Source organism: Streptomyces sp. NPDC003456 (genome assembly GCF_042878735.1).
GTDB lineage: Bacteria > Actinomycetota > Actinomycetes > Streptomycetales > Streptomycetaceae > Streptomyces.
The window spans coordinates 333,295-351,466 of the sequence record NZ_JBIAOK010000002.1 but is presented as its reverse complement, the minus strand read 5'-3'; the positions used below and the strand labels follow the sequence as shown (position 1 = coordinate 351,466).

Here is an 18,172-nt window from a genome sequence, read left to right as displayed (position 1 = left end):
CCCTCTCCTTCAGATGTGCGGGACGTCGTCGGGGATGTCGTAGAAGGTCGGGTGGCGGTAGACCTTGTCGGCGCTGGGCTCGAAGAAGGGGTCCTTCTCGTCGCGCGTGGAGGCGGCGATGTGCTCGGAGCGCACGACCCAGATGGACACGCCCTCGTTGCGGCGGGTGTAGAGGTCGCGGGCGTGGGTCAGCGCCATGCGGTCGTCGGCCGCGTGCAGCGAGCCCACGTGAACGTGGTTCAGCCCGCGCTTGCCGCGCACGAACACCTCGTACAGCGGCCAGTCCTGCTTGCCGGCGGTCATGCCACCGCTCCCTTCCGCTCGCGTCGCGCCTGCTTGGCGGCGTGGGCGGTGGCCGCCTCACGCACCCAGGCGCCCTCCTCGTGGGCCGTGCGGCGCCGGGTCACGCGCTGCTCGTTGCACGGTCCGTCGCCCTTGATGACCCGCATCAGCTCGTCCCAGTCGGGCGTGCCGAAGTCGTGGTGCCCCCGCTCCTCGTTCCAGCGCAGCTCCGGGTCCGGGAGCGTGACGCCGAGCTTCTCGGCCTGCGGGACGGTCATGTCGACGAAGCGCCTGCGCAGTTCGTCGTTGCTGTGGCGCTTGATCTTCCAGGCCATCGACTGCGCGGAGTTGGGCGAGGCGTCGTCGGGCGGGCCGAACATCATCAGCGACGGCCACCACCAGCGGTTCACCGCGTCCTGCACCATCTCGCGCTGCTCCGGCGTGCCGCGCATCATCGTCATCAGCAGCTCGTAGCCCTGCCGCTGGTGGAAGGACTCCTCCTTGCAGATCCGCACCATGGCGCGCGCGTACGGCCCGTAGGAGGAGCGGCACAGCGGCACCTGGTTGCAGATCGCGGCGCCGTCCACGAACCAGCCGATCACGCCGACGTCCGCGAAGCTGAGCGTCGGGTAGTTGAAGATCGACGAGTACTTCTGGCGGCCCTCGATGAGCCGCTCGGTCAGGTCGGCGCGGTCGGCGCCCAGCGTCTCCGCCGCCGAGTACAGGTACAGCCCGTGCCCGGCCTCGTCCTGGACCTTGGCGAACAGGATGGCCTTGCGGCGCAGCGACGGCGCCTTCGTGATCCACTCGCCCTCGGGCTGCATGCCGATGATCTCGGAGTGCGCGTGCTGCGCGATCTGGCGGACCAGTGTCTTCCGGTAGCCCTCGGGCATCCAGTCGCGCGGCTCGACGCGCTGGTCGCGCGCGATCGTCGCGTCGAAGTGCTGCTGGAGAACCGGCTCGGCGCCGTCCGCCCCCGCGGGGCTGGAGTGTGTCGTGTCCATCCGTCCCACTTCCCAACCGACCATTCGTTCGGTCCATGCTATCCAAGCCGGCGGGCCTTGGTAAGACCCCGGCCCTTGACACGCGCCGCGGCGGCTTGATTACTTGGCAGCGCCAAGCTAACCGAATGGTCGGTCGGGCTACAAGGTGGTGCGTGAAGTGACCGGAACCGCTGATGCGTCGTCGCCCGCGGAGGCCATGTTCGCCGCGGACCGGGCCTCCCGGGGCCTGGGGATCGAGGTGCTGGAACAGGGCGTGGGCACCGCGGTGCTGCGCATGACCGTGACCGGGTCGATGGTGAACGGCCACGGCATCGCACACGGCGGCTACGTCTTCCTGCTCGCCGACACGGCGTTCGCCTGCGCCTGCAACAGCCACGGCCCCGTGACCGTCGCGGCGGGGGCGGACATCTCGTTCGTCGCCCCGGCGCACGAGGGCGACGTCCTGGTGGCGAGGGCGCAGGAACGCACCCGGTTCGGCCGCAGCGGCCTGTACGACGTGACGGTCCACCGGGACGGCGAGGTCGTGGCCGAGTTCCGGGGCCGCAGCCGCAGCATCCGCAGCACGAGGTCCTGAGGAGCCGGCATGACCAGTCAGACCCGGACCACGCCGGACACCGCCGCCGGCCCGCGACGGGGTGAGCCCCTCCCCCACGCCCTGCTGGACGACGCGGAGCGCCTCACCCGGGAGGAGCTGCGCGCGCTGCAGCTGGACCGGCTGCGCCGGAGCCTGCGGCACGCGTACGACAACGTCGAGACGTACCGCGAGAAGTTCGACGCGGCGGGGGTGGGGCCCGAGGACTGCCGCTCGCTGGAGGACCTGGCGCGCTTCCCCTTCACCACCAAGGCCGACCTGCGCGACACCTACCCCTTCGGCATGTTCGCCGTCCCCCTGGACCGGGTGCGGCGCGTGCACGCCTCCAGCGGCACCACCGGCCGCCCCACGGTGGTCGGCTACACCGAGAACGACCTGTCGATGTGGTCGGACCTGGTGGCCCGGTCGATCCGCGCCGCCGGCGGCCGCCCGGGGCACAAGGTCCACATCTCCTACGGCTACGGGCTCTTCACCGGCGGCCTCGGCGCGCACTACGGCGCCGAGCGGGCCGGCTGTCTGGTGATCCCGGCCTCCGGCGGCATGACCGCCCGCCAGGTGCAGATCATCCAGGACTTCCGGCCCGAGATCATCATGGTCACCCCGTCTTACATGCTGACCCTGCTCGACGAGTTCGAACGGCAGGGCCTCGATCCCCGGGCGAGCAGTCTGCGCGTCGGCATCTTCGGCGCGGAGCCGTGGACGGAGGAGATGCGCCGCGAGATCGAGGAGCGGACGGACATCCACGCCGTGGACATCTACGGGCTGTCCGAGGTCATCGGCCCCGGGGTCGCCCAGGAGTGCGTGGAGACCAAGGACGGCCTGCACGTGTGGGAGGACCACTTCTACCCCGAGGTCGTCGACCCGATCACCGGCGAGGTGCTGCCCGAGGGCGAGGAGGGCGAGCTGGTCTTCACCTCGCTGACCAAGGAGGCGCTGCCGATCGTCCGCTACCGCACCCGCGATCTGACCCGGCTGCTGCCCGGTACGGCCCGGCCCGCCTTCCGCCGCATCCAGAAGATCACCGGCCGCTGCGACGACATGATCATCCTGCGCGGTGTGAACGTCTTCCCGAGCCAGATCGAGGAGATCGTGCTGCGCACCCCCGGTGTCGCGCCGCACTTCCAGATCCGGCTGACCCGCCGCGGCCGCATGGACCACATGGCCGTGCGGGTCGAGAGCCGGCCCGGTACGCCGCCCGAGACGCGGGAGGCGGCGGCGCGGGCGATCGCCAGGGACGTCAAGGACGGCGTGGGCGTCACGGTCGACGTGGAGATCGTGGAGCCCGACACCCTGGAGCGGTCCGTCGGCAAACTGAAGCGGGTCAAGGACTCGCGCGAGGACTAGGGCCCGTCGTTCGGATCATGGCGCAGACGCGGGAAGCAGGTGCGCGACCTGCGTCGGAAGCCGGTGCACGAGGAGCACGCGCGCGGCCTGCGCGAGCAAGCAGGCCCGCGGCGAGGCGGGCGCGTGGGCGAGGAGGGGGCGAGGCGGTCAGGAGCGGCACCGCACCCGGGCGGCAGGCTCCTCGGCGGGAGGCTCCGGCACGGCGTGCGTCTCGCGGGCCATGTGCTTCCCGGACCCGGCGGCCGACCCGGACCCGGCGGCCGGCCCGGGCGCGGTGTCCGTCTCGGACCGCACCGGCTTGCGGATCAGCAGCAGCGCCGCGTCGTCGTGCAGCCTGCCGCCGACGTGGTCCAGCAGTTCGGCGTGCAGCGCGTCGAGCGTGCGGGCCGGCTCGGGGGTCACGTGGCGCTCCAGCCCTTCGGCCAGCGGGTAGAAGGCCCGTGCGTGGTCGCGGGCCTCGGTGACGCCGTCCGTGCAGAGCAGGAGCTGGTCGCCCTCGGCGAAGGGCAGCTCCTGCAGGCCGGGGTTCTGGCCCGCGAGGGCGCGCAGCCCGAGGGGCGGGGCCGGCAGGTCCGGCTCCACGGGCGTCACGGCCCCCGACGCCCCCACCAGCAGCGGGGGCGTGTGCCCGCAGTTGACGATCTCCATGTGCCCGCCCGGCGGGTAGCCGGCCACGATCGCGGTGACGAAGTCGTCGTGGCCCAGGTTGCGCGCGAGGCTCCGCTCGATCCGCTCGACCACGGCGAGCAGGTCGGACTCGTCGTGGGCGGCCTCACGGAAGACACCCAGCACCAGCGCGGCCGTCCCCACGGCGGGCAGCCCCTTGCCGCGCACGTCACCCACGATCAGCCGCACCCCGTGCGGGGTGGGTATCAGCGCGTACAGGTCACCGCCGATGCGGGCCTCCGCGGCCGCGGCGCTGTAGCGCACGGCTGCCTGGAACGGGCCGACGGCGGCCGGTACGGGCTTGAGCAGCGCGTGCTGGGCGGTCTCCGCCACGGAACGGACGGCCGCGAGCACCCTCTCGCGCCGCCCGCGCAGCCCGACGGCCAGGCCGCTTGCCAGGGTGACGGCCACCAGCGCGGCCAGGACGCCGGTCAGTTCCGGGCCCGCGACCCCGGACCGGAGCCCGAGGAGCGCGGCGAGCACCAGGGCCAGCAGCCCGACGCCGACGACGCCCCGCAGCCCGTTGGTGACGGCCGCGAGGGCGGGCCCGGCGGCGAGCAGCGGGAGCCAGACCGGGCCGGAGCCGCCCGCGAGGGCGGCGACCAGCACCGCGGCGACCACCAGGGCGGGCAGGACGGGCCTGCCGGCGGCCAGGTGCGCGAGAGCGCGTCTGCGGGCCGGTCCCCCGGCACCGGCCGCTCGGTCTGCGGACGGCCGTACCGGGCGGTGGTCGCCACCGAGGTCTCGCGCATGGCTCATGTGCTTATCCGTGTCCTTCACCTGTGCGCGGGGCGCGCACGGGAGCGCGACCCCTGGCTGTCCGTTTCCTCCAGAAAAACGGGTGGGCCGGGACAGCGGCAAGGAGAGGGTTTTCAGATAGTGAGCGAGAGCCCTCTGGTGACGCGGCTCGCGGTCGGGAGCAGCCGCTCGCGGATCTCCGGCAGCCGGGACAGCCGGTGGGCCGGGAGGGAGACGCCGAGGGAGCCGAGGGTCTCCCCGCTGTAGACGGGTACCGCGACGCAGACCGTGCCGAGCGCGTACTCCTCCATGTCCGTGACGGCGGGGGCCAGCGGCGGGGCTTCCAGCCGCCTGAGCAGTTCGGGCAGGCTGGTGATCGTCCGCGGGGTGAGGTCGGCGAGGTGGTGGCGGGCCAGGTAGTCCCGCCGGCTCTCCTCGTCCATCTCCCGCAGGACCGTCTTGCCCAGGGCGGTGGCGTGCCCGGCGTCCTCGAAGCCGACCCACAGGTCGACGCGGGGGGTGCCCGGCCCGTCGACGATCTCGGCGACCCGGATCTCGCCGTCCTCGTAGAAGGTGAGGTAGGCGGCGGTGGCGAGTTCGTCACGGAGGGCGTTCAGCGTGGGCCGCACGCGGTTCAGCAGGGCCTGGGCCCGGCCCGTGGCGCGCAGCGACTGGAGCTTGTCGCCGAGCACGAAGCCGCCGTCGTCCAGCTTCCGCACGTACCCGTCGTGCACCAGGGTCCGCAGCAGGTGGTAGGCGGTGGCCAGGGGCAGGTCGGTCTCCCGTGCCAGCTGCTTGGCCGGCGCGCCGTTCTCGTGCGCGCTCACCGCCTCCAGCAGGCGCATCGCCCGCTGGACGGAGCTGATCAGCGTGGGGCCGTCTCGCGCACCCATACGAACAGCCTGCGCCAGGCCGGCACGGCGAGCAAGGTGGACACCGATACGTACGCAAGCGATGCGCGGGCGGGCAGAAACGGAACAAAGGCGCGAAACGCCGCAAGGGTCCTTCTCGGCCCTCTCCCGAGCGGCCACCATGCCATGTCATGGACATCTTGCTCGTCGCCAGCGCGTTCAACAGCCTGTCCCAGCGTGTGTACGCCGAACTGTCCGACCAGGGCCACCGCCTGGACGTCGTCCTCGCCTCGCACGGCGCCGACGCGGTCCGGGCCGCCGTGCACGATTTCCGCCCGGAGCTGATCGTCGCCCCCATGCTGAAGTCGGCCCTGCCGGAGGACATCTGGCAGGAGCACACCTGCCTGGTCGTGCACCCCGGCCCGCCCGGCGACCGCGGCCCGTCGTCGCTCGACCACGCCCTCGCCGAGGGCGCCCGCGAATGGGGCGTGACGGTGCTTCAGGCCGGGGCCGCGATGGACGCGGGCGACATCTGGGCCGACGGCTCCTTCACCGTGCCGCCGGCCGGCAAGAGCGACGTGTACCGCAACGAGCTGTCCGACGCCGCCACGGCGGCCGTCCTGCAGGCCGTACGCCGCTACGCCGACGGCGCGTTCAAGCCGCGGCCGCAGAGCGACCCGGGGATCCGGGTCGTCTGGCGGGACCACCTCCGCCAGGAGCAGCGGCGCGTCGACTGGGAGAACGACGACACCGAAACGGTCCTGCGCGCCCTGCGGGCCGCCGATTCGCAGCCGGGCGTCCTGGACGAGCTGTGCGGGCACGAGGTGTTCCTGCACGGAGGCCACCCCGAGGACCGGCTGCGCGGACGGCCCGGGGAACTGCTGGCGACCCGGGCCGGCGCCCTGTGCCGGGCGACCCGGGACGGAGCCGTGTGGATCCCGGAACTGCGCCCCCGCAAGAACTCCGGCGACCCGGCCCCGTTCCGCCGCCCCGCGGCCTCGGTGCTCGCCGCCTTCCCCGCGCCGCCCGGAAGCGCCCCGGGCATGCCCGGCATGAGCGACCGCCCGTACTGGCTGCCGGAGATCGCCGCCCGGCTGGAACTGCCCGCGGACCGCACGACCTGGACGGACATCCGCTACCGCCAGCAGGGCGACGTGGGCTTCCTGTCCTTCTCCTTCCCGGGCGGCGCGATGAGCACGGTGCACTGCCGCCGCCTGCTCGCCGCCTACCGGTACGCGCTGACCCGCCCCACCTCCGTGCTGGTGCTCGGCGGCGCCCGGGACTTCTTCTCCAACGGCATCCACCTGAACGTCATCGAGGCGGCGGGCGACCCGGCGGGCGAGTCCTGGGCCAACCTGACCGCACTGGACGACCTGGTCGAGGCCGTGCTGCGCACCACCGACCGGCTGGTGGTCGCGGCCCTCGGCGGCAACGCGGCGGCCGGGGGCCTGATGCTGGCGCTGGCCGCCGACGAGGTCTGGTGCCGCGCGGGCGGTGTCCTCAACCCGCACTACCGGACCATGGGCCTGTACGGCTCGGAGTACTGGACGTACTCCCTGCCGCGCCGGGTGGGGGCGGAGACGGCGGAGCGGCTGACGAGCCAGGCGCTGCCGGTGAGCGCGGTGTCGGCCGAGCGGCTGGGCCTGGTGGACCGTCTGGTGCCGGTGCCGCCGGGGGAGTTCACCGCGGAGGTGGAACGCCTGGCCGCCGAGGTCGCGGGCGACGGCGGCATCGCCCGCCGGATCACCGCCAAGGCCACGGCACGCCACGCCGACGAACTCCAGCGGCCCCTGGCCGAGTACCGGCGCGCCGAACTGGCCCGCATGCGGGCGACCTTCTTCGACCCGCAGGCCCCGTACCACGCGCTGCGCTCCGCCTTCGTGCGCAAGGTCCCGGCCGGCCCGGCCCGGCCGCTGGCGGGCGCGGACGGGTGACGGCTGACCGCTGACGGGCAGGACGACAGGCAGGGGTGACGCGGCACCGGCCGGTGCCGGCACGGCCGACGGCCCGTCGGCGCGGAGCGCGACGGGCCGGTGGGGGAAGACGGGCCGGTGGGGGAAGACGGGCCGGACGTCACCGGCGCACGCGGGACAGCCGCCGGGCCAGCGGCGGGATGATCACCGCGGCGGCCACCAGATGGGACACGGCCAGGACGACCTGGGTGGACACCGCCGTGTGCGGGGCGACGGCCGGGCCGGCCAGGGACAGGACGGTCAGGGCGACGGTGGTCACCGTGAACGTACGGGCGGGCCGCCGGGCCCACCGGGCGAGCGCCACGGCGAGGACGATGCCCGCGACCGACCAGAACACCACGCCGCCGAAGAAGCCGCCGACCGGGATCGCAGCCGCCTCCTTCGCGCCGGGGCTCGCCGCCTCCATCGGAACGCCGGCGGCGCGGGCGGCGAGGGCGAACACCTCGGTCACGACAGCACCCGCGAGCGTCGCCAGGAGGCCGGTCAGCCACACAGGGCGGGCGGCCGTGCCGCCGGAGTCCCGCGCCGGACGGTTCCGTACGGACGGGGTCTGAGAGGTCGTCACAGTCATGTCAGCGTCTCCTGCCGGGGGTCGGGGCTCGGCGAGCCCTGCGCAGTCTTGGACGGCGCGGTCCGGCCGAACTCATCGGTGCGCGCGGAAGAAGTCTCCCGGCCCGCCCGTTCCTCCGGATGGCACACGTCACCGCACGAACCCCGGCCGCCGCGGGAAGGGGTCCGGCATGGACCAGCCGACGAACCTCCCCCGCCCGACCACCAGCCCCGCCGTCACGACGCTGGCCGACCCGCTGGTCAACAAGGGCACCGCCTTCACCCGCAGCGAGCGCCGGGACCTCGGTCTGGACGGCCTGCTGCCGCCCGCCGTGGAGACCCTGGACGAACAGGTCGCCCGCGCCTACGAGGCGTTCCACGGCTACGACAAACCCCTCAACCGGCACATCTACCTGCGGCAGCTGCAGGACACCAACGAGGTGCTGTTCTACCGCCTGGTCACCGGGCACCTGGAGGAGCTGCTGCCGGTCGTCTACACCCCGACGGTGGGTGAGGCCTGCCGCCGGTTCAGCGAGATCTACCGGCGGCCGCGCGGGCTGTTCCTCACCTGGGAGGACCGGCACCGCTTCCGCGACATCCTGCGCAACCGCCCCCACCACGGCCACGACGTCGACGTGGTCGTGGTCACCGACGGGCAGCGCATCCTCGGCCTGGGCGACCAGGGTGTCGGCGGCATGGGCATCCCGATCGGCAAGCTCAGCCTCTACACGGCCATCGGCGGCATCCACCCCGCCCGCACCCTGCCGGTGCTGCTCGACGTCGGCACGGACAACGAGGACCTGCTGGACAACCCGCGCTACCTCGGCCGGCGCGCCCGCAGGCTGACCGGGGCCGAGTACGACGAGATGATCGAGGCGTTCGTGTCGGCGGTCGAGGCGGAGCTGCCGGGCACGCTGCTGCAGTGGGAGGACTTCGCCACGGCCCACGCCCACCCCATCCTGGAGCGCTACCGGGACCGGCTGCTGACCTTCAACGACGACATCCAGGGCACCGCGGCCGTCACCCTCGGCGCCCTGTCCACCGCCGCGAACGTCGCCCGTACGCCGCTGCCCGGGCAGCGGGTGGTGGTCCTGGGCGCGGGATCGGCCGCGATCGGCGTCGCCGACATGATCCGTACGGCGATGACCGACGAGGGACTGTCGCAGGAGGAGGCCACAGCCCGGTTCTGGGTTCTCGACGTCGACGGGCTGCTCGTCCGGTCCAGGCCCGGACTGACGCCCCAGCAGCGGGTGTTCGCGCGTGACGACGCCGAGGTGGCCGACTGGGACGGCACCTCGCTCGCCGAGGTGGTGCGCCGCGTCGAGCCGACGGCGCTGATCGGGCTGTCCACGGCGCACGGCGCGTTCACCGAGGAGATCGTGCGCCGGATGGCGGCCACCTGCGAACGGCCCGTGATCTTCCCGCTGTCCAACCCCACCTCCCACTCCGAGGCCGAACCCGCCGACCTCACCCGCTGGACGGACGGGCGGGCGCTGATCGCCACCGGTTCGCCGTTCCCGCCGCTGACCGTCGGCGGCCACCGGGTGCCGGTGGCCCAGTCGAACAACGTGTACGTCTTCCCGGCCATGGGCCTCGCGGTCACCGCGAGCCGGGCCACCCGGGTCACCGACCGGATGCTGGTGGCCGCGGCCCGGGCCGTCGCCGACTGCGCCGTGCGGGCGGCGGAGGGCTCCGGTGGTCCCGTGCCGCTGCTGCCGCCCCTGGCCGGCATGCGGGCCTCCGCCCGGGAGATCGCCCTGGCCGCGGCTCTCGCCGCCGTGGAGGACGGGGTGGCCCCGAGGGCGACCGAGGACGCCCTGCGGGAGGCGATCGCCGCGGCCCAGTGGACACCGCGCTACGCGCACTGAGCGCCACCGGGTGAGCAGGACAGCCGGGAAGATCGGTCCGGCCGGTCCCGCCACGACCGTGCGGCCGGGCGGTCGCGGGTGCGGCGGGCGACAACCGCCTCCGCCCCGGCCGAGTCGCGGGTCATCATGAGGCACGACGATCGCGACCGGTCCGCCTACCGGCCTTCGGGGGAATTACGGCCCGGCCCCGCGGTTGCGCGGGCCTAGGGTGGTACGGGCAACGGGTGTCCACGCCTCCCGATCCGCCCGCCTCGCCGCTGCCTCCCCTGAACGACGCGGAGGAGCGGGTACCGCGAGTGCTGCGGACCGCCGCGGCCTACGCCTGGCGCCTCATCGCCGTCGGCGTCGTCGTCCGGGTCGCCTTCTCCGTGCTCGGCCAGTTCCACCGTGTGGCCGTCGCGGTCTTCCTCGGGCTCGTGATCACGGCGGTGCTGCGCCCGGTGGCCGGCCTCCTGGCCCGTCACATGCCCCGGCCGCCCGCCGTCGCCATCGCCCTGATCGGCGGCATCGCGCTCGTCCTCGGGGCGCTGGCACTGGTGGGCGAGACGGTGGCGGAGCAGCGCAGCGGGCTGGAACGGGAGTTCGTGGCGGGCGTCGACCGGATCGAACGGCAGCTGGAGCAGGCGCCCTTCCACCTCCCGGCCCACATGTTCGACGACGTCCAGTCACGGGTCGGCAGGCTGCTGTCGGAGCACCGCTCCACCCTCATCAGCACGGCGCTCACCGGTGCCAGCCGGCTGCTGGAGGTGCTGACCGTGCTCGCGCTGGCCCTGTTCTGCTCGGTGTTCTTCACCTACTCCGGCGAACGGCAGTGGCAGTGGCTGTGCGAGCAGCTGCCCGAGCGGGCGCGGCTGCGCGTCTCGGTCGGGGCCGGGGCCGCGTGGCGGACCTTCACCGGCTACACGCACGGCATCCTGCTGGTCGCGGCGACCAACGCGGTCCTCGTGGGCATCGCCCTGTTCGCCCTGGGGGTGCCGCTGGCCGTGCCCCTGGCCCTGCTGGAGTTCGTCGCCGCGTTCATCCCGCTGATCGGCTCGCCGATCGCCCTCGCCGTGGCGGCGGTGGTGGCCCTCGCCTCCAAGGGCCCGCTGATCGCGCTGGTGGTCGTCGCCCTGATCGTGGTCATCGGCCAGATCGAGGGGCACCTGCTGCACCCCCTGGTGATGAGCTGGGCGGTCCGGCTGCACCCGGTGGTGGTCGCCCTGGCCGTCGTGGGCGGCGCGGTCGCGGCAGGGGTGATCGGCGCGGTGGTGGCCGTACCGCTGGTGGCGGTGGTGTGGTCGGTCTACCAGGCCCTGCGCGGCGGCGCCGGGGAACGCCCGGCGGCCTAGGGCTCCCGGCGACGCCACCTGGTCCCGCGTCGACCGCCAGGCGTGGTCGCGCTCTACACCGGTGGGTCTAACTATGGTGTCCCGCCACATACGCCCCTGACCTGGCCGTTCCTACGGTATGGCGACACACAACCGTCCCCGCAGAACGCCAGGAAGTGGTGCCGATGTCGTCGCCCGCGACAGCTCCCCCCGCCCCGTCCAACCTCAAGCGCATCGTCGCCGCCAGTCTCATCGGCACCACCATCGAGTGGTACGACTTCTTCCTCTACGGCTCCGCCGCCGCCCTCGTCTTCAACAAGCTGTTCTTCCCGGACTCCGATCCGCTGGTGGGCACGCTGCTGTCGTTCCTCACCTACGCCGTGGGCTTCGCGGCGCGGCCGCTGGGCGCGCTGGTGTTCGGGCACTACGGCGACCGGCTCGGGCGCAAGAAGCTGCTCGTGCTGAGCCTGCTGCTGATGGGCGGGGCGACCTTCGCGATCGGCCTGCTGCCGACGCACGCCACCATCGGCACCGCCGCCCCCGTCCTGCTGACCGTGCTGCGGCTGGTGCAGGGATTCGCCCTGGGCGGTGAATGGGGCGGGGCCGTGCTGCTGGTGTCCGAGCACGGCGACGCGCGGCGGCGCGGCTTCTGGGCCTCGTGGCCGCAGACCGGCGCCCCGGCCGGCCAGCTCCTGGCCACCGGTGTGCTGTCGCTGCTCACCGCCCTGCTGTCCGACGCCGCGTTCGGCAGCTGGGGCTGGCGCATCCCGTTCCTGCTCTCCGGCGTCCTGGTGATCGTCGGTTTGTGGATTCGTCTGTCTGTCGACGAATCGCCCGTCTTCAAGGAGGCACTGGCGCAGGCGGAGGCCCGCAAGGCGGCTGCCCTCCCGACCGAGGCGGAGAAGACCCCGCTGGTCGCCGTGTTGCGCCACCACTGGCGTGACGTCCTGGTCGCGATGGGCGCCCGCATGGCGGAGAACATCAGCTACTACGTGATCACCGCCTTCATCCTGGTCTACGCCACCACCTCGGCCGGCGTGTCCAAGCAGACGGCCCTCAACTGCGTGCTGATCGCCTCCGCGGTGCACTTCGCCGTCATCCCGGCGTGGGGGGCCCTCTCCGACCGGATCGGCCGCCGACCGGTGTATCTCGTCGGCGCGGTCGGGGTCGGGCTGTGGATGTTCCCGTTCTTCGCCCTGATCGACACCGGCGGCTCCGGCAGTCTGCTCCTCGCCGTCACCGTCGGCCTGGTGCTGCACGGCGCGATGTACGCGCCGCAGGCGGCCTTCTTCTCCGAGATGTTCGCGACCCGGATGCGGTACTCCGGCGCCTCCATCGGCGCCCAGTTCGCCTCGGTCGCCGCGGGCGCGCCCGCCCCGCTGATCGCCACGGCGCTGCTGTCGGAGTACGGGAGCTCCACGCCGATCGCCCTGTACGTCATCGCCTCCGCGCTGCTGACGGTCGTCGCGGTGGCGGCGGCCAAGGAGACCCGCCTGCGGAACCTGGCGGACGTCGCCGCCCCCGGCGCCGGAACCGCCGCCGGCCCGGTGAAGGCCGAGCCGGAGGACGCCCGCACCGTCTGAGGCAGCCTGTCTCGTGACGCCCCGCACGCGCGAAGCGTGCGGGGCGTCACGGCCGTGCGGGCGCCGACAGCCGGTGCAGGCGCAGGGCGAGCTGGATCTCCAGGGCACGCGCCGGGCTCTGCCAGTCGGCGCCGAGGAGGCGGCCGACGCGCTCCAGGCGCTGGGCGACGGTGTTCACGTGGACGTGGAGGTCGTCCTTGGTGCGGGCGGGGCTCATCCCGCTGGCGAAGTACGCGTCGAGGGTGCGCAGCAGGTCGGTCCCACGCCGCCGGTCGTAGTCCACGACCCGGCCGATGGTCCGGTCGACGAAGCCGGGGATGTCCCGGTCCCCGGCCAGGAGCAACCCGAGGAAGCCGAAGTCCTCGGCGGCGGCACCGTCGCCCCGGCGGCCGAGGAGGCGCAGCGCGTCGAGGCAGCGCCCGGCCTCCGCGTACGCCGCGGCCACGGCGTCCGGGCGGGCGGCGAGGTCCCCGGCGGGCGCGGAGGCGCCGACGGTGACCGGGGCGTAGACCGCCGTCCCCAGGTGCCGGGCGGCCCGGCGGGCCACGGCCGTGGCGGTGTCCCCCGGGCCCAGGGGCAGCAGCAGGACCGTGCCGCCGTCGCGTGCGGCGGCCAGGCCGTGACGGGTCGCGGCGAGATGGGAGGCGGCGGCGGCCAGGCGTCTGCGGGCGTCCGCCTCCTGCTCGGCGTCGCCCGTGCCGTCGGCAGCGGCGTCCTCCAGCCGGGCGGCCAGCACCACGTGCACGGCGTCGAGGTCGGCGTCGAGCCGGGCGGCGCGCTCCCGCAGCAGGCGGGGGTCCCGGTCGCGGGCGTCCAGCAGGTCGTCCAGCAGCTCGCCGCGCACGCGCTGTTCGGCGTCGGCGGCGGATCGGCGGGCCAGGAGCAGCAGGGAGGTGACCATCGCGGCCCGCTCCAGGGTGCGCTGGTCGACGGGGTCCAGCTCCGGCTGGCCGTGCAGGACGAGCGCGCCGAGCAGTTCACCGCCGGCGGCCACGGCGGCGATCCAGTCGTCCTCGTGCCGCACCGCGTGGCCCCCCGCTCGGGAGGCCTCCACCGGCCGGGCGGGAGCGGCGGCGGCCTCGGTGAACCGGACCGTGCCGTCGAGGATCTCGGAGACCGCGGCGGCCACGTCGTGGACCCCGCCGCCCCGCAGGACCAGTTCGGCGAGCCGGTCGTGCACGTCGGAGGCGCGTTCGATGACGCCGCTGCGGTCCCGGATGATCTCGTTGGCGCGCTCCAGACCGGCCAGGGCGGACCGGGTCTCGGCGAGCAGGTTGGCGGTGTCGATGGCGGCCGCGGCCAGCGCGGCGAAGGAGCCGAGCAGGGCGATCTGCTCCCGCTCGAAGACCCGGGCGCGCCGGTCCGCCGCGAACAGCACGCCGATGACGTGGTGCCCGAGGCTCAGCGGCACGCCGAGGATGGCCACGAGTCCCTCGTCGCGCACGCCCGAGTCGATCGTGAGGGTGTGCTGGAAGCGGTCGTCCTTGAAGTAGTCGTCGGTGACGTAGGGGCGCGCGGTCTGGGCGACCAGGCCGCCCAGGCCCTCCCCCATGCCGAGCCGCAGCTGCTGGAAGCGGGCCGCGACCGAGCCCTCCGTGACCCGCATGTACGTGTCGCCGCGCTCCGGGTCGTTGAGGCTGAGGTAGGCGACGTCCGTGCCCAGCAGCGACCGGGCGCGCTGCACGATCGCCTGCAGCACCGCGTCCAGGTCGCGCAGCCCGGCGAGGTCGTGGGCGGTCTCGAACAGTGCGGACAGCTCGGCCTCGCGGCGGCGCCGTCCCTCCAGCTCCGCGCGTACCCGCAGGGCGAGCGGCTTGGCGTGCGCGAGCGCGGCGATCCACTCCGCGGGCCGGCCCTCGGCGCGCGCGAGCAGCTCGGGCTGCTCGTAGGCGTCGGCGGAGGCGCCCCGTGCCAGCAGTTCGAGGAACGGCGTCTCGGCACCGGCCGGGAACGTCCGACCCCGCTCCGGCGGCCCAGCGGCCCCGGCCGTCGGCTCACCGTCCCGGGCCCGGGACGCAGACACCCCGGCCGGGGCCGGAGACATCCCGGCCGGGGCCGGCGTTGGCTCGGTCCGGGACGGCGACGGCTCGGGGCGAGCCGGCCTCTCGGCCTCACCGGCGGGCGGGGTTCCGGCTCGGGCCGGCGGCGGTGCGGCCGTCCCCGCGGGACGGCCGGCCGGCTGGATGCGATCACTGGACATGCGCACAGGATTCACCATGACCAGGCCGTCCCGTCAGCCCTGTGGACAACTCCCGGGCGACGGGCACCGGCCGTCAGTGGGCGGTCCAGCCGCCGTCGAGGACGAGCGAGGTGCCGGTCACGAAGGACGCCTGCGGCGCGCACAGGTACGCCACGGCCTCGGCGACCTCCTCCGGCTCGATCAGCCGCTTGACGGCGCTGTCCTGGAGCAGCACCTCGGACAGCACGCGCTCCTCGGGGATGCCGTGCGCCCGCGCCTGGTCGGCGATCTGCTGCTCGACCAGGGGGGTGCGCACATAGCCGGGGTTCACACAGTTCGAGGTGACCCCATGGGCGGCGCCCTCGAGCGCGGCGGTCTTGGAGAGTCCCTCCAAGCCGTGTTTGGCGGACACATAGGCCGACTTGTAGGCGGAGGCCCGCAGCCCGTGGACGGACGACACGTTGACGATGCGGCCCCAGCCCTGGCCGTACATGTGGGGCAGCGCGCCGCGGATGAGCCGGAACGGCGCCTCCAGCATCACGGTCAGCACGGTGTGGAAGACGTCGGGCGGGAAGTCCTCCAAGGGGCGCACGAGCTGGATCCCGGCGTTGTTGACGAGGACGTCGGTCCCGGCGGCGGCGACTTCGGCGGCGTCCAGGTCGGTGAGGTCGAGCACGTGCGGCTCGACGCTGCCGGTGAGGCCGCTGCCCTGCTCGGCGAGCCGTTCCAGGCCCGCGGCGTCCCGGTCGACGGCTCTCACCTTGGCCCCGGCGGCCGCGAGCCGCAGCGCGCAGGCACGGCCGATGCCGCCGGCGGCGCCGGTGACGAGCGCGGTGCGGCCGCCCAGGTCGAGCGGGGAGGCGTGGGGAGCCATGAGGGCACGGGGCGCGGTCATGCCTCGACCCTAGGCAGCGCCCCCGCCGCACCCCATGTGGTGTGGCCCCATACTTCAGCCTGCAGAGGTGGGGTCGAACCATGTGGGGCCGTCGGACATGGCTTGCTTGATCCGCAGCAGTCCGAACTCGTTCAGCTCGGGCAGGGCATCGATGTCGAACCAGGCCACGTCCAGCGACTCGTCGTCGTTGACGCGGGCCTCGCCGCCGACGGCACGGCAGCGGAAGGTGATGTCCATGTACTGGCAGACGTCGCCGTTGTCGTAGGTGACGGGTTGCAGTGCCTGGACCACGACGACCCGTTCGGCGACGCAGTGCACGCCCGTCTCCTCGTACACCTCCCGCACGGCGCAGGCCGCCGGCTGCTCGCCGGGGTCCGGGATGCCGCCGAGCACGGACCACCTGCGGGTGTCGGCCCGGCGGTTGAGCAGCACCCTGCCCTCGTCGTCGAAGACGAGGGCGGTGACGCCGGGGAGCCAGAGCAGTTGATGACCGGCCGAGGCACGGAGTGTGCGGATGAAGTCGGGAGTAGCCATGGCTCCGACCCTAAGCTGCCGCCTCGGGCGCCCCGGCCGGTTCATGGCGGTGTGCGCCCGGCGTACGGCTACGCGTCACCGGCGCGTCGGCCGCGCAGGGCGGTGGCGGCGGCCCAGCCCAGTCCGCCGGCCGCGACCAGCACGAGCGCGATCTCCGGGAGGACGCCGAGCCGGGTGGCCGGGGTCTGCGAGGACCGGAGCGGCACCTTCTGCACGAGCGAGTCGGCCACGAACATGCCGGTCTTCCGGGTGATGGTCCCGTCCGGCATGATGAAGGCGCTGACGCCGCTGGTCACCGGCACGGCCACGGTCCGGCTGTGCTCCACCGCGCGGACGCGTGACATGGCGAGCTGCTGGTAGGTCATCTCGCTGCGGTCGAAGGTGGCGTTGTTGGACGGCACGGAGATCATCTGGGCACCGTCCTCGACCTCGGAGCGCACCGCCCAGTCGAAGGCGGCCTCGTAGCAGGTGACCAGGCCGACCCTGGCGCCGTGCATGGTGAACACGCCCGGTTCGGTGCCGCGGGTGAAGTCCTGGCGGACCATCTCCGTCCAGCTCCGGTTGATCGCGCCGATGAGCGGGCGCAGCGGCAGGTACTCGCCGAAGGGCTGGATCTGCCGCTTGTCGTAGGTGTCCACGGGCCCCTCGGCCGGGTCCCAGAGGATCTGCTCGTTGTAGAGCCTGCCGTCGCGTTCGACGACGCCGCCGACCGAGATCGGCACGCCGACGGCCTTGGCCGCCGAGTCGATGACCGCCCGGGCGTCGGCGTTGGCGAAGGGATCGATGTCGGAGGAGTTCTCCGGCCACAGCACGAAGTCGGGGCGCGCCACCTTGCCGGCGCGGACCTCGGCGGCCAGGCGCCGCGTCTCGCGGGCGTGGTAGTCGAGCACGGCGCGCCGCTGGGCGTTGAACTCCAGGCCGGCCCGCGGCACGTTGCCCTGGATCACCGCCACGGTGACGCTGCCGTCCTCGGCCTTGTCGCTGACCAGGGGACGGGCCGCCACGGCGCCCACGACCGGGACGGCCAGGCTGATCAGGCCCACGGCGGCCGCGGCGCGCCGCACCTCACCGGTCCGCCGCCACCTGAGGGCCGTGCGGATCACGTCGTACAGGCCGAAGCCGCACAGGGCCACGGCGAAGCCGAGCACGGGCGTGCCGCCCACCGCGGCGAGCGGCAGGAACAGCCCGTCCGCCTGCCCGAAGGCGACCTTGCCCCAGGGGAAGCCCTCGAAGGGCACACGCGCGCGTGCCGCCTCACCGGCGATCCACACCGCCGCGGCCCACACGGGCGCGCCGGGCAGTTTGGACACGGCCGCCACGCCGGCGCCGACCGCACCGACGAAGAGCGCCTCGATGACCACCAGGGCCAGCCATGGCCCCGGTCCGACCTCCACCCCGGTCCACACCAGCAGCGGCAGCAGGAAGCCGAGCCCGAAGAGGTAACCGAGACCGAACCCGGCCTTCCAGCCCCGTCCGTGCAGCACCGAGCCGAGGACGGCGAAGGCGGGCAGGGCCAGCCACCACAGGGTGCGGGGCGGGAAGCTGACGTACAGGAGCAGGCCGGCGAGGGCGGCTGCGGCGGCCGGGACGAGACGTGCGAGCCGGTGGCTCCACGTCCGGGCACCGCGCTCGACACGCGGCTCCAGCCGGTCCGACTCGCCGACGGACGTTGCGGTGACGGTCACTCCCGGAGTGTACGGCGAGCGCTGTCCGGGCCGACAGCACGGTCGGTCGGCCCCCACCCGGGCACGCCGTCCCTCCGGGGAGCGGGCAAGCGGGCACGGTTCCCGCCCTTCACGCCGGC

The 18,172-nt window shown here is 73.9% G+C and carries 15 protein-coding genes; 6 read left to right on the top strand and 9 right to left on the bottom strand.

The annotated features are described in order from the left end of the window. Positions 1-9: 9 nt before the first annotated feature. Both paaB and paaA read right to left on the bottom strand, forming a co-directional pair. Positions 10-303 carry a 1,2-phenylacetyl-CoA epoxidase subunit PaaB gene (gene paaB, locus ACFYWG_RS07175; protein ID WP_094051976.1) on the bottom strand — a complete coding sequence of 98 codons (294 nt, stop codon included), beginning with the start codon at positions 301-303 and terminating at the stop codon, positions 10-12. Then, complete coding sequence (gene paaA / locus ACFYWG_RS07170) at positions 300-1,286, bottom strand: 1,2-phenylacetyl-CoA epoxidase subunit PaaA (protein WP_389199821.1); 987 nt, start codon at positions 1,284-1,286, stop codon at positions 300-302. The genes paaB and paaA overlap by 4 nt, the downstream gene beginning before the upstream one ends. Before the next feature lie 196 nt (positions 1,287-1,482). Here paaA and paaI point away from each other — a divergent pair, with 196 nt between their 5' ends. Together paaI and paaK are read left to right on the top strand one after the other, a co-directional pair. Continuing rightward, the gene (gene paaI / locus ACFYWG_RS07165) at positions 1,483-1,860 is read left to right on the top strand and encodes a hydroxyphenylacetyl-CoA thioesterase PaaI (protein WP_383508555.1); all 378 of its coding nucleotides are present in this window, start codon (positions 1,483-1,485) and stop codon (positions 1,858-1,860) included. 9 nt (positions 1,861-1,869) lie between these two features. Continuing rightward, the gene (paaK, locus tag ACFYWG_RS07160) at positions 1,870-3,222 is read left to right on the top strand and encodes a phenylacetate--CoA ligase PaaK (RefSeq protein WP_389199819.1); all 1,353 of its coding nucleotides are present in this window, start codon (positions 1,870-1,872) and stop codon (positions 3,220-3,222) included. Positions 3,223-3,369: 147 nt separating this feature from the next. Here paaK and ACFYWG_RS07155 read toward each other — a convergent pair whose 3' ends face one another. Then, positions 3,370-4,647 carry a PP2C family protein-serine/threonine phosphatase gene (locus tag ACFYWG_RS07155; protein WP_389199817.1) on the bottom strand — a complete coding sequence of 426 codons (1,278 nt, stop codon included), beginning with the start codon at positions 4,645-4,647 and terminating at the stop codon, positions 3,370-3,372. Between the two features lie 113 nt (positions 4,648-4,760). After that, complete coding sequence (locus tag ACFYWG_RS07150; RefSeq protein WP_389199815.1) at positions 4,761-5,519, bottom strand: IclR family transcriptional regulator; 759 nt, start codon at positions 5,517-5,519, stop codon at positions 4,761-4,763. Between the two features lie 149 nt (positions 5,520-5,668). On the opposite strand from ACFYWG_RS07150, the gene ACFYWG_RS07145 reads away from it, so the two are divergent. After that, positions 5,669-7,411 (top strand): hydrogenase maturation protein, encoded by a 1,743-nt coding sequence (locus tag ACFYWG_RS07145; protein WP_389199813.1) that lies wholly within the window; start codon positions 5,669-5,671, stop codon positions 7,409-7,411. 139 nt (positions 7,412-7,550) lie between these two features. On the opposite strand, the gene ACFYWG_RS07140 is transcribed toward ACFYWG_RS07145, so the two are convergent. Further along, positions 7,551-8,021 carry a DUF6069 family protein gene (locus tag ACFYWG_RS07140; protein WP_383508540.1) on the bottom strand — a complete coding sequence of 157 codons (471 nt, stop codon included), beginning with the start codon at positions 8,019-8,021 and terminating at the stop codon, positions 7,551-7,553. A gap of 169 nt (positions 8,022-8,190) precedes the next feature. On the opposite strand from ACFYWG_RS07140, the gene ACFYWG_RS07135 reads away from it, so the two are divergent. The 3 genes from ACFYWG_RS07135 (at position 8,191) to ACFYWG_RS07125 (ending at position 12,760) form a co-directional block, all read left to right on the top strand. Beyond that, positions 8,191-9,867, top strand: coding sequence for an NAD-dependent malic enzyme (locus ACFYWG_RS07135; RefSeq protein ID WP_389199811.1), 1,677 nt, complete (start codon positions 8,191-8,193; stop codon positions 9,865-9,867). Positions 9,868-10,091: 224 nt separating this feature from the next. Continuing rightward, positions 10,092-11,198: an AI-2E family transporter gene (locus ACFYWG_RS07130; RefSeq protein ID WP_385414543.1), complete on the top strand. Its 1,107-nt coding sequence runs from the start codon at positions 10,092-10,094 to the stop codon at positions 11,196-11,198. Positions 11,199-11,362: 164 nt separating this feature from the next. Continuing rightward, entirely contained in the window at positions 11,363-12,760 is a 1,398-nt protein-coding gene (locus ACFYWG_RS07125) for an MFS transporter (RefSeq protein WP_383508549.1), read from the top strand. Positions 12,761-12,806: 46 nt separating this feature from the next. Here ACFYWG_RS07125 and ACFYWG_RS07120 read toward each other — a convergent pair whose 3' ends face one another. From ACFYWG_RS07120 to lnt, 4 genes are all read right to left on the bottom strand, one after another. Continuing rightward, positions 12,807-14,804, bottom strand: a complete 1,998-nt coding sequence (locus ACFYWG_RS07120; protein WP_389199808.1) for a helix-turn-helix domain-containing protein — start codon at positions 14,802-14,804, stop codon at positions 12,807-12,809. A gap of 229 nt (positions 14,805-15,033) precedes the next feature. Continuing rightward, on the bottom strand, positions 15,034-15,834 hold the full coding sequence (locus tag ACFYWG_RS07115) for a 3-hydroxybutyrate dehydrogenase (protein ID WP_389199806.1): 801 nt from the start codon (positions 15,832-15,834) through the stop codon (positions 15,034-15,036). A 54-nt stretch (positions 15,835-15,888) separates the two neighbouring features. After that, on the bottom strand, positions 15,889-16,368 hold the full coding sequence (locus tag ACFYWG_RS07110) for an NUDIX domain-containing protein (RefSeq protein WP_376330994.1): 480 nt from the start codon (positions 16,366-16,368) through the stop codon (positions 15,889-15,891). A gap of 68 nt (positions 16,369-16,436) precedes the next feature. Beyond that, positions 16,437-18,053: an apolipoprotein N-acyltransferase gene (lnt, locus tag ACFYWG_RS07105; protein ID WP_389199804.1), complete on the bottom strand. Its 1,617-nt coding sequence runs from the start codon at positions 18,051-18,053 to the stop codon at positions 16,437-16,439. Positions 18,054-18,172 lie beyond the last annotated feature (119 nt).